6 protein-coding genes are annotated in these 11,860 nt (G+C 71.8%); all 6 read right to left on the bottom strand.

Going from position 1 to position 11,860, the window contains the following annotated elements; all coding sequences use genetic code 11:
- A partial coding sequence (locus ACIRD7_RS41610; RefSeq protein ID WP_403461285.1) for an SDR family NAD(P)-dependent oxidoreductase occupies positions 1-5,315 on the bottom strand: 5,315 nt, incomplete at its 3' end.
- Positions 5,316-5,445: 130 nt separating this feature from the next.
- Positions 5,446-6,324, bottom strand: a complete 879-nt coding sequence (locus ACIRD7_RS41605; protein ID WP_403461283.1) for a 3-hydroxybutyryl-CoA dehydrogenase — start codon at positions 6,322-6,324, stop codon at positions 5,446-5,448.
- Positions 6,321-7,319 (bottom strand): 3-oxoacyl-ACP synthase III family protein, encoded by a 999-nt coding sequence (locus ACIRD7_RS41600; protein ID WP_403461282.1) that lies wholly within the window; start codon positions 7,317-7,319, stop codon positions 6,321-6,323. Before ACIRD7_RS41600 ends, ACIRD7_RS41605 begins: the two co-directional genes overlap by 4 nt.
- A gap of 1 nt (position 7,320) precedes the next feature.
- Positions 7,321-8,700: a crotonyl-CoA carboxylase/reductase gene (gene ccrA / locus ACIRD7_RS41595; RefSeq protein ID WP_403461281.1), complete on the bottom strand. Its 1,380-nt coding sequence runs from the start codon at positions 8,698-8,700 to the stop codon at positions 7,321-7,323.
- A gap of 364 nt (positions 8,701-9,064) precedes the next feature.
- Positions 9,065-10,273 carry an ROK family protein gene (locus ACIRD7_RS41590; RefSeq protein WP_403461280.1) on the bottom strand — a complete coding sequence of 403 codons (1,209 nt, stop codon included), beginning with the start codon at positions 10,271-10,273 and terminating at the stop codon, positions 9,065-9,067.
- A 14-nt stretch (positions 10,274-10,287) separates the two neighbouring features.
- Positions 10,288-11,733 (bottom strand): xylulokinase, encoded by a 1,446-nt coding sequence (gene xylB / locus ACIRD7_RS41585; RefSeq protein ID WP_403461279.1) that lies wholly within the window; start codon positions 11,731-11,733, stop codon positions 10,288-10,290.
- Between the last annotated feature and the right edge of the window lie 127 nt (positions 11,734-11,860).

Genomic DNA, 11,860 nt, shown 5'->3' with positions numbered 1-11,860 from the left:
CCGGTGGAGACCAGGTCCCAGAGCTGTTCGGGGGTGTTGATGCCGCCGGGGAGCCTGCTGCTCATCCCGATCACGACGACCGGATCGTCATCGAGGCCGACGGCGGGGGCGGTGGGCTGCGAGGCCGCCGCCGTGGATGCCGTGCCGAACAGCTCCGAGCAGAGGAATTGCGTCACCGCGTCGCCGGTCGGGTGATCGAACACAAGCGTGGCCGGCAGGCGTATACCCGCCGCCGTACCGAGCCGGTTGCGCAACTCCACCCCGGTCAGGGAGTCGAAGCCCAGCTCCTTGAAGGTGAGGGCCATGTCGACGGACGCCGGAGACGGCTTCTCCAGGACGACGGCTGTCTCGGCGCGTACCAACTCCGCGACGGTGCGCACGCGTTCCGCTTCCGGGAGGCCGTCCACGCGCTCGGCCAGTGGTCCTTGGCGTCGCACGGCACCGGTGGTTTGCACCGGGGCGTCGGCGGCCTGCCGTGGCCGCGGCGGGAAGAGCCCGTGCAGCACGGGGTTCGTGCCCCACGCGCCGGCATGTTCACGGTCGAACCTCGCCGGCACCAGCAGCGGCTCGTCCACCGCCCTGGCGGCCCCGAACAGGGCGAGCCCGTCGGCGTCCGCCAGCGGAAGCAGTCCCGCCCTGGCGAGTCGGTTCATGTCGCCGTCGTCCAGCCGTCCGGTCAGTTGCCCGCGTCGCTCCCACAGGCCCCAGGCCAGGGAGACGGCGTGCAGCCCTTCGGTCCGGCGACGCTGGGCGAGGGCGTCCAGGAAGGAGTTGGCGGCGGCGTAGGCGGCCTGTCCGGGCGAGCCGACCGTGCCGGTGATCGATGAGAAGAGGACGAACTCCGAGAGGTTCAGCTCCCGGGTCAGCTCGTGCAGGTGCAGCGCCGCGTCGACCTTCGGGCGCAGCACCCCGGTGATCTGCTCGTCGTCGAGATTCTCCAGGGTCGCGTCGTCGAGCACGCCTGCCGTATGAACCACGGCGGTCAGGGGCCGGTCCGCCGGGATCGCGGCGATCAGCGCTGCCAGCTCCGCACGCTCGGCGACATCGCACTCGGCGACGGTGACGTCGACGCCGAGCGCGCCCAGCTCCTCGGCCAGCCCGGTCGCTCCGGGAGCGGCCAGGCCCTGGCGCGAGACCAGCAGCAGGTGCCGTACTCCCTGCTCGGAGGCCAGATGACGGGCGACGAGTTGCCCGAGCGCCCCCGTGCCTCCGGTGATGAGGACGGTCCCGGCGGACTCCCACACCGCGGGTCGGTCCGGCCGGTCGGCCACCGTCTCCAGCCGGGGGACCAGAGCGGTGCCACCGCGCAGGGCGAGTTCGGGTTCCCCGGCGGCGAGCGCCGCGGCGAGATGACGAGCCGACTCCGGGGCCGGGCCGAGGTCGAGCAGACCGAACCGCCCCGGATGTTCCGCCTGTGCGGCCCGTAAGAGACCGCACAGGGGCGCGTGCGTCAGGTCGGGTGCGAAGTCGTCGGAGCCCACGGCCAGGGCTCCCCTGGTGACCACGACCAGCCTGGAGTCGGCGAACCGGGGATGCGCCGCCCACATGCGCAGCAGCCGCGCGACGGACGTGACGGCGGCGTGGACGCCCTCGGCCGTCGCATCGGCCGGGGCGGGCGCGATGGGCGCGAGCACCAGACGCGGCACCCGGGACTCCGCGGCCCGGGAGAGGGCCTCGAAGTCGGGGTACAGCTCGACGCCCTCGGTGCCGCTGGTCAGCGCCGCGGACAGTCCCGACGGGTCGGAGCCGAGCACCGCGTACGGCCCCGTGGGCGCGGTGTCCTCCGGCAGCGGGACGGCGTGCCAGCGCAGTCGGTGCAGATCGCCCCGGTGCGCGGCCCCCGCCGAAGTACGCAGTTCCTCGTGTGACGCCTGGCGTGGGCGTACCGTGCCGATGGCGAGGACGGGAAGTCCGCTCGCGTCCGCCGCTTCGATCGCGAACGCGCCGGAGCCGTCCGGCACGACCCGGACGCGCAGCGCGCCGGCGCCGACGGCGTACAGTTTCAGTTCCGACAGCTCGAGGTGCGGTATCTCGGTGCCGTCCACGGCTCGGAACACGCCGTCCAGAAGGGCCGGGTGCAGCCGGTGTCCGGTGGCCGCGCTGTCCCGTGCCTCCGTCTCGTCGAGTGAGACCTCGGCGAACAGCTCCTCGCCGCGTCGCCACAGTCCACGCACGCCTTCAAGGGCCGGTCGGGTGTCGGGCGTCGCCCCCCGCGGTGGCCACACGGCGAGCCCGTGGTCCGGCTCGTCCTGCGGTCCGGGCGAGGCGAGCAGACCCTCGGCGAGTCGAGTCCAGCGTCCTTCGGAGTCGGCCTCCGCAGGCTGCGCGTACACGCTGACCGGGCGCCGCCCTTCCCGGTCCGCACGGCCCACGGCCACCTGAACGCGCACCGCCTGCGCCTCCGGCATGGCGAGCACGGCCAGGGTCGTCAGCCGGTTCACACCGGTCGCACCCACCTCCTCACCGGTCGCCAGCACCAGTTCCAGCAGCACGGACGCGGGCAGCAGCGTGGCGGACCCGCTCAGCCACGGGTGTTCGGCCGTCGACAGCCGCCCCGTGAGCAGCAGTTCGTCCGCGTCGGCCCGCCGCACGACCGCGCCGAGCAGCGGATGCTCCGGGGCGCGCAGCCCGGCCCGGCTCAGATCGCCGGCGCGCTGTGGAGCCTTCAGCCAGTAGGAGTCGCGTTGGAAGGCGTACGTCGGCAGTCCCACGCGCGCGCCCGGGGTGGCCGCGCGGCGCCAGTCGACGCGGACGCCGAGGGCGTGCAGTTCGGCGACCGCCGAGAGCAGGGCGGGCACTTCGGGGCGCGCGGCGCGGGCCGTCGGGACGAACCGCGCCTCCTCGACGACACAGTCACGTCCCATCGCCGACAGCACGGCGTCCGGACCCACCTCCAGGAACCGGTGAACGCCCCGTTCCTCCGTCGCCCGCATCCCGTCGAGGAAGCGGACGGCATCACGTGTGTGGCGCACCCAGTACTCGGGGTCGCAGATCTCCTCGGCGGTGACCACCCGTCCGGTCAGGTTCGATACGACCGTGAGCGTGGGTGCCCGGTAGGCCAGCCGTTGTGCGATGTCGCGGAACGCACCGAGCATGGAGTCCATGCGCGGTGAATGGAACGCGTGGCTCACCCGCAACCGCTTGGTCCTGCGGCCCCGCTCCGCCCATTCCCGAGCGATGTCGAGGACGGCCTGCTCGTCGCCCGCGATCACCGTTGACAGTGGGCCGTTGACGGCCGCCACGGCCACCTCCTGCGGGCGGCTCTCCAGCGTGGCCCGCACTTCCTCCTCCGACGCCTGGACCGACACCATGGCGCCGCCTTCGGGGAGCTGTTCCATCAGCCTCCCGCGCGCCGCGACCAGCGCCGCCGCGTCCGGTAGTGACAGCACTCCGGCGACATGGGCGGCGGCGAGCTCACCGACGGAGTGGCCGAGGACGACGGACGGGGCGATTCCCCAGTGGTCCAGCAGCCGGTACAGGGCGACCTCGTAGGCGAACAGGGCGGGCTGGGTGTAGCCGGTGCGGTGGAGCAGCGTGGCGTCGTCGGACTCGGGATCCGCGAACATCACCTGCCGCAGCGGTCGTTCGAGTTCGGGGTCCAGGTGGGCGCACACCGCGTCCAGGGCCTGGGCGAAGACGGGGAACGCCTCGTACAGTTCGCGCCCCATACCGGAGCGCTGGCTGCCCTGCCCGGTGAACAGGAAGGCGAGGTCGCCGTCCTGGGCCGTGGCCCGCACCAGTCCGGGCGCCGGATCCCCCGTGGCGAGCGCACCCAGGGCGTTCAGCAGGGCGGCCCGGTCGTCGGCGACGACGACGGCACGGTGCTCGAAGTGGGTTCGGGTGGTGGCGAGGGAGTGCGCCACATCCTGGACCGCGAGATGCCGATGCGCCATCAGGTGCCGGTTCAGCGTGTCGGCCTGAGCGGCGAGGGCCTGCGGTGACCGGCCCGACAGCGGTACGACGACGGGGGCCGAGGACACGGAGGGAGGCGAAGCCGATTCCCGGTCGTCAGCCCGGTCGGAGAGGACCAGATGGCAGTTGGTGCCGCCCATGCCGAACGAACTGACACCCGCGAGCACGGGCCCGCCGCCGTCGCCCTGAAGTGCCGTCCTCCCGGTGTTCACCGCGATCCGCAGCTCGTCGAGCGGGATCGCCGGGTTCGGCCGGCGGAAGTTCAGACTCGGCACCAGGATCCCGGCCCGCAGGCACAGGGCCGCCTTGATGAGCCCGGCGATACCTGCGGCGCCCTCCAGATGCCCGATGTTGGTCTTCACGGATCCCACCAGGAGCGGTCGGCTCGAGGGCCGGTCGACGCCCAGGACCGCGCCGAGGGCCGCCGCCTCGATCGGATCACCGACCGGGGTGCCCGTGCCGTGGAGTTCCACGAACCGCACGGCTGCCGGCTCGACCCCCGCCTCGGCACAGGCCCGCCGCAACACGTCCTCCTGCGCGGCACCGCGCGGCGCGGTGAGAGTGTCGCCGCCGCCGTCGTTGTTGACGGCACCACCCCGGATCACGCAGTACACCGGGTCGCCGTCCGCGACCGCCCGCCGCAGTGTCTTCAGGACGACGATTCCACCGCCCTCACCCCGGACGTAGCCGTCCGCACGCTCGTCGAAGGTGTACGTCCGCCCGTCGGGCGACAGTGCCCCGAACCGGTCGCCGACGACGAAGCCCTCCGGGAGCAGATTGAGGCTGACCCCGCCCGCGAGCGCCACCTCGGCTTCACCGCGGCGCAGGCTCTCGCAGGCCAGCTGGACCGCCACCAGGGACGACGACTGGCCGGTGTCCACGACCAGGCTCGGACCGCGCAGGCCCAGCACGTAGGACACCCGGTTGGCGATGATCCCTCGGCTCAGGCCGGTGATCGAGTGGTGGGTGACCGTCTCGGTCCCGTACTGGTGGGCGAGTTTGGCGTAGTCGTCCCAGATCGCGCCGACGAAGACCCCGGTCGGGGTCTCCCGCAGCGCGTCCGGCACGATGCCGGCGTTCTCGAGCGCCTCCCAGGCGAGTTCCAGGACGAGCCGCTGCTGGGGGTCGACGGAGGCCGCCTCACGCCGGGTCATTCCGAAGAACTCCGGGTCGAAGGCGTCGATCCGGTCGAGGAACCCGGCCGGCCTGCCGGTGGCGTCCGCGGGCAGGCCGGGGCGGCCGTCCGGGACCGGTCCCACGGCGCTTTCGCCGCCGACCAGCAGACGCCAGAAGGCGTCCGGGTCCGCTGCTCCCGGGAACCTGCAGGACAGGCCCACGACGGCGATGGACTCGGCTTCGACCGCGTTCCCCTCCGGAAGTCCGGATGCGGGACGGATGACCATTCTCTTCGCTCTTCCTGTCGACGCGTGGAACGCATGACGAGGCGACCCGTCGTGCGTGGACTTACGTGAAATGGCGGGCCGGATCCGGGGGATCGCCGCCCGACGCCCGCCCGGTGCGGAACGCGCCCGGTCAGGAGTAGGTGTAGAAACCGCGGCCGGACTTCTTGCCCAGCAGGCCGCCCTCGACCATCCGCAGCAGCAGCGCGGGCGGTGCGTACAGAGGCTCCTTGAACTCCTCGTACATGGCCTCGGCGATCGAGACCGTCGTGTCGAGGCCGATCAGGTCGGCGAGTTGGAGTGGACCCATCGGATGGGAGCAGCCCAGTGTCATGCCTTGGTCGATCACCTCGGCGCTCGCGAGGCCGGAGTCGACCATGCGGATCGCCGACAACAGATACGGGAACAGAAGGGCGTTGACGATGAAGCCGGCCCGGTCGGGCGCCCGGACGACGGTCTTGCCGAGGCGGCCGGCGATGAACTCCTCCACCTCGGTCGTGACCAGAGGGTCCGTGAGCACCGAGTCGACCAGCTCCACCAGGGGCAGCACCGGCACCGGGTTGAAGAAGTGCGTACCGACGAACCGCGCGGGCCGGCTCGTGGTCTGCGCGAGCCGGGCGACGGACAACGAGGAGGTGTTGGAGGCGAAGATCGCGTCGGACGACTCGACGATCTTGTCGAGCGCTCGGAACAGATCGGCCTTGAGGGACTCGTCCTCCTTCACCGCCTCGACGATCAGCTGACGGTCGCTCAGCTCGCCCAGGTCGCGGGTGAACAGCAGCCGCTCCAGGGCCCCGGCGCGTTCATCAGCCGAGATCTTCCCCTTGCTCACCGCACGGTCCAGCGAGCGCGTCACCCGAGCAGGCCCCGTCTCCAGGGACTTGTCGGACGACACGGCGACCAGGACGTCACAGCCGGCCCGCGCGCACAACTCGGCGATCCCGGCGCCCATGATGCCGCTGCCGACGATGCCGACGCGCTGGATTCCTTCGGCGGCCCGAACGGAGCTCATGCCGCCACCCCCCAGCGCAGCAGCGAGGCACCGATGGACATACCGCCGCCGAACCCGGCGAGCAGCACCAGATCACCCCGGCCCAGGGCACCGGACCGGTTCGCCTCGTCGAGGGCCACGGGCACCGAGGCGCTGCCCACGTTGCCGTACTTCTGCAGGGTGCGGTGGGTGGTCGCCCGGGTCAGCCCGGTCAGTTCGACCACCTCGCCGAGCATCACCCCGTTCGCCTGATGCGGTACGAAGTGGTCGACCTGCGCCACCTCCACGCCGACCCGGTCGGCCAGTGCGGTGAGGGCGGGCGGCACATGCGCCATGACGAAGTCCCGTACACCACGGCCGTTCATCCGGAACAGGTGGCCGCCTTCGGCGACCGTGCGCGCCGAAGCCGGGTTGCGGCTGCCGCCCGCCTCCACGCGGATCAGGTCGTGGGCGTCACCGCGGCTGACGAGGTCGGTGCCGATGATGCCGTATGGCTCGTCGACCGGGCCCACCACCGCGGCGCCGGCACCGTCGGCGAACAGCACGGCCGTGCGCCGGTCGCCGAAGTCGAGGATGCGTGAGTACAGATCCGCGCCGATCACGAGGACGCGGCTGTCCGGGCGGCCCTCGCAGAGGCTGCGGGCGAGTTCCAGCGCGTAGACGAAGCCGCTGCACACGACGTTGATGTCGAAGCATGCGGCACCGTACGCGCCGATGGCATCCTGCACCAGATGGGCTGTCGGCGGCTGGGGGAAGTCCCCGGTGGAGGTCGACACGATCACGTAGTCGATCCGGTCCGCCGTCAGTTCCGCCTGTTCCAGGGCGCGGGTCGCCGCCCGTGCGGCCAGGTCCGAGGTGGCCTCGTCCGGGGCCGCGTAACGGCGCGAGACGATCTGGGTCTTGCGCTCGATCCACTCGGCGGTGACACCTACGCGGCCCGCGATCTCCTCGTTGCTCACTTCTTCCTTGGGCAGATAGGAACCGGTCGACAGGATTCCGATTCGTTTCCTGGTCACGTCACGCAGCCCTTTCCTGGGACCTCGCACGCTCGGCGGCGGACTTGATTCCTGTGGCCCGCAGGGGATTGAGCCGCTCGAATCCGAGCTCGGCCCGCTTCTCGGGGTCCGTTACACCGAGACCCTCCGCCGGTGCCAGACACAGAACGCCGACCTTTCCGGTGTGCTTGTTCTGCTGGACGATCCTGGCTGCCTCGGCGACGTCGGCGAGCGGATACACATCCGACAGGATGGGCGACAGCATTCCCAGCTGCACCAGCCGATTGCACTCCCACTGTTCCTGGAGATTCGCGGCGTGGCTGCCCACAATGCGCTTGAGATTCATCCAGAGATAACGGTTGTCGAACTCGTGCTGATATCCGGTGCTCGAACCACAAGTGACGACCGTGCCGCCGCGGCGCACGACGAAGACCGAGATTCCGAAGGTGGCCCGCCCGATGTAGTCGAAGACCACGTGCGGATCCTCGCCCACGGCCGCCCGGACCGCCCGTCCGAGGCGCTTGCCCAGCTCGATGGTCCGCTCCGGCGTGAGCGCGTCGTCGCCGCCCAGGCCGATCTCGTTCCGGTTGATCACGATCTCGCAGCCCAGTGCCCGCAGAAGTGCGGCCTTGCGCTCCGAACCGACCACACCGACGGGGATCCCGCCCGCGTTCTTCACCAACTGCACGGCGAAAGCGCCCAGTCCACCCGTGGCACCCCAGATCAGCACGATGTCGCCCTGCTTGATCCTGGCACCGTTGTCGCTGATCAGCATTCGGTAGGAGGTCGCGGCCGTCAGCATGACGCCGGCCGACTCCTCCCAGGTCAAGTGGGTCGGCTTCGACAGGAGTTGGCTCGCCCGTACGACGGTGTAGTGGGCCAGCCCGCCGAAGTTGGTCTCGTAGCCCCAGATGCGCTGCCCCGAACCGAGCATCCCGTCGGCGTGGGTGGCGGGCTCCTGGTCGTCCACCTGCACACAGCTGACCACGACATGGTCTCCGGCACGCCAGCGGCGCACTCCGGCCCCGACGCGCACGACGACTCCCGAGGCGTCGGAACCCACCACGTGGTGCGGCAGATCATGACGTGCCGCGTAACCGCCCTCACGGCCGAAGCGCTGAAGGAAGTTGAAGGTGGGCACGGGCTGGAACGTCGCCGACCACACCGTGTTGTAGTTGATCGAACTGGCCATCACGGCCACCACGACCTCGTCCGGAGCGAGTTCGGGCATGGGGACACGGTCAACCCGGAGAGACTTTCGCACGTCTCTTTGGGAATTCCCGTCGAACGTCCTGAGATCGTCGCGGTGCAGATGCGCGGCCACATAGCTGTCGGGAAGTTCGATCTCGCCGATTTTCTCCGAGTCGGCTCCGGACAGAACAGCCTCCGCCAACGCATCCATGCCATGCCCTCCGTCTCTGGAAGTCGACGGCATCGCAAAGGGAGCCGTCGCTTCGGACCAGATCTGTCGGGGGGCCTGACACCCATGCGCCTGGATGCCGCGAAGCCGTGCGGCCGAGTTCCCCCAACGCCGGATACGCTACGCATTCGTATCGGGCGGCCCATACCCTTACCCGCCCCTATGTCGAACCCCAGTAAGGGTGGGGAACCGCCCCATAGGGGTTCCTGTGATCCTGGCGTAATGCAGGCATAACACGAGCGTGCGAATATACGGGTTCCGCTCCCGGCAACCCCGATGTGACGGCCCTCACGCCCCTGGTGCGGCCATCGTGGCCGCTCGTGGTGGGCGACCGCGGACCCCCGCCCTAACCCCGCCCCGCAACCGCCCCCGGATCGTCCAGCACACCCCGTACGACCGAGTGCGCCGCACCCAGCAACGGCCCCTCGTGCCCCAGCCGGGACACGGTCACCGGACACGCGGGGCCCGCCGTCCGGCGTGCCAACTCGTGTTCCAGTGACGGCAGCAGCCACGGTGCGAGGCCGGCCAGCGCGCCGCCGAGCACGACGGTCTCCGGGTCCAGCAGGTTGACGGCTCCGGTGAGCGCGATGCCGAGCGCCTCTCCGGCCTCGCGCAGGGCACGCCGTACGTCCGTGTCACCGTCCGCGGCCCGCCCGGCGAGCAGCCCGACGCGGTCCTCGCCCGGCTCCAGTCCGGCCGCGCGCAGCACCGCCTCCTCGCCGGCGTACTGCTCGAGGCATCCGCGCCCGCCGCACGGGCACTCGGGTCCGTCGGGCCGGACGGGTACATGGCCCAACTCGCCCGCGAAACCGCGCGTTCCACGCAGCAGCCCACCGTCCACCACGACACCCGCACCGATGCCGATCTCCGCCGACACGTGCAGGAAGTCACGCGGCGTGCCGTCACCGAGCCAGAGTTCGGCGAGTGCGCCGAAGTCGGCTTCGTTGCCCACGGTCACGGGGTGGTCCATGGGGAGCAGGGCGGCCAGGTCGGTGTCGCGCCACTCCAGGTTCGGAGCGCGTACGACCGTACGGGCGTCCCGCGCCACCAGACCGGGTACGGCCACCGCCAGGCCGGCCGGCCACAGCCCCTCGCCCTCCGCCTCGGCGACGACCCGGCGCACCAGTGCGTGAAGCTCCTCGATCACCGGCTCGGGTGCCCGGCCCCGGTTCGCGACGTGCCGCACCGCCTTGGAGCGCACCTCGCCGCGCAGATCGACCGCGCACACGGCGAGGTGGTCGACGCCGACCTCCGCGCCTATCCCGGCCGGACCGTGCCCGCTGACGGCCAGCGCCGATCCGGGACGGCCCACCCGGCCGGGCCGCTCGGGACCGAGTTCCTCCAGCAGTCCCGAGCGGATCAGCTCGTCGACGAGGGTGGACACCGCCGCCCGTGTCAGCCCGATACGGGAGGCCACGGCCGCGCGGGAGAGGGGGCCCTCGGCGCTGACGGTGTGCATGACCCGGGCGAGATTGCGGCGGCGCATGCCCTGCTGGGTGTTGGGCAGCGCGCGCCCGGCTCCGGTCGGGTGGGCCTCGTGCAGCGGTGCGGTCATGCCTCCGTCAGTCCTCAGTGCGCCTCGGGGGCCCGCTCCAGCAGCGGGGCCGCGTCGGAGAGTACCCCGCTGATCCTGGCCAGCGTCTCCTCGTCCCGCTCGACGGCGTCCAGCACCGGCCCTCGCGTGGTGTTCCAGCGCCTGGCGACCGCGGCCGGATCCTCGCCGGTCAGCAGGCCGGCCGCCTGGGCGGCGGCGCCGAGCGCGACCAGTTCGCGCGCGTCGGGGACCTGCACCGGGCGTCCCGACAGCCGCCGCACCGTCTGCTGCCAGGCGGTGCCACGGGCGCCGCCGCCGATCAGCAGCAGCGGGGCCGAGCGGTCCGCGTCCTCGTCCAGGACCAGGTCGAGGGCGCCGAGCAGGGCGTGCACGGCACCGTCGTAGGCGGCCTGGAGGAGTTGGCCCGCGGTCGTGTCATGGCGCAGGCCGTGCAGGACGCCGGAGGCGTTCGGGAGGTTCGGGGTGCGTTCGCCGTCCAGGTAGGGCAGCAGCGTGAGGCCGCTCGTGGGATCCACGGCCTCGCGGTCCAGGCCGAGCAGGCTCGCGAGGCGGTCGACGGCGAGCGTGCAGTTCAGCGTGCAGGCGAGCGGCAGCCAGTCGCCGTGCGCGTCGGCGAAGCCCGCCACCGTGCCGGTCGGGTCCGCGGGGCGCCGCGTGGACACCGCGTACACCGTGCCCGAGGTGCCGAGGCTCAGCACGGGCATCCCGGGGCGCAGGCCGAGGCCCAGCGCGGCGGCGGCGTTGTCGCCGGTGCCCGGCGCGACCAGGGTGCCCTTGGAGAACGGCAGGTCGTGGCTGTCGCGCACGGTGCCCGCGATCTCGCCGGGGCGGACCACACGGGGCAGGAGCGCCGGGTCGAGCCCCACGTGCGCGAGGATCTCGTCGTCGTACGACTCCGTGCCGGACGCCCACCAGCCCGTACCGGAGACGTCGCCCCGGTCGGTCGTGCCCTGCCCGGTGAGGCGCTCGGTGAGGTAGTCGTGGGGGAGGCGCACGGCCTTGGTGGCCCGGACGGACTCCGGCTCGTTCTCCGCCAGCCAGGCCCACTTCGTGACCGTGAACGACGCGGCGGGGACGGAGCCCGTGCGCTCGGCCCAGAACTTCGCGCCGCCCAGCTCCTCGGTCAGCCGGCGGGCCTGCGGCGCCGAGCGCACGTCGTTCCACAGCAGCGCCGGGCGGACCGGCTCGCCCCGCTCGTCGAGGGTGACCAGGCCGTGCTGCTGCCCGCCGATCGACACCGCGGCCGCCTCGTGCGCGGCGTCGCCGCACTGGCGCAGGGCCTCGCCGAGGGCGTCCCACCACTGGCGCGGGTCGCTCTCACGGCCGGCCCCGGAGGACACCGTGTGCACGGCCTGGCCGCTCGCGACGACCTGGCCGGTCGACGCGTCCACGACCAGCGCCTTCGTGGACTGGGTAGACGTGTCCACACCGACGACGAGCGGACCCTCGGCTGCTGACATCGGGCTCTCCCTCTTTGCGCGGCTCATCAGGATGTTCCCTCACACACACCCTGCTCTCTTCCCAGAGATGCGTTGGCATACTAATTTGTAAACCGCCATGACGAAATAGTCGTAGCAAGCAGTTGTC

This window comes from Streptomyces sp. NPDC093568, assembly GCF_044764945.1.
Classification (GTDB): Bacteria; Actinomycetota; Actinomycetes; order Streptomycetales; family Streptomycetaceae; genus Streptomyces.
This window is presented reverse-complemented; position numbering and strand designations above follow the sequence as displayed.

Excerpts from the sequence above, each read along its gene's own strand:
- ACIRD7_RS41605 (WP_403461283.1), bottom strand. The coding sequence starts at position 6,324 with ATGAGCTCCGTTCGGGCCGCCGAAGGAATCCAGCGCGTCGGCATCGTC.
- ccrA (WP_403461281.1), bottom strand. The coding sequence starts at position 8,700 with ATGGATGCGTTGGCGGAGGCTGTTCTGTCCGGAGCCGACTCGGAGAAA.
- ACIRD7_RS41590 (WP_403461280.1), bottom strand. The coding sequence starts at position 10,273 with ATGACCGCACCGCTGCACGAGGCCCACCCGACCGGAGCCGGGCGCGCG.
- xylB (WP_403461279.1), bottom strand. The coding sequence starts at position 11,733 with ATGTCAGCAGCCGAGGGTCCGCTCGTCGTCGGTGTGGACACGTCTACC.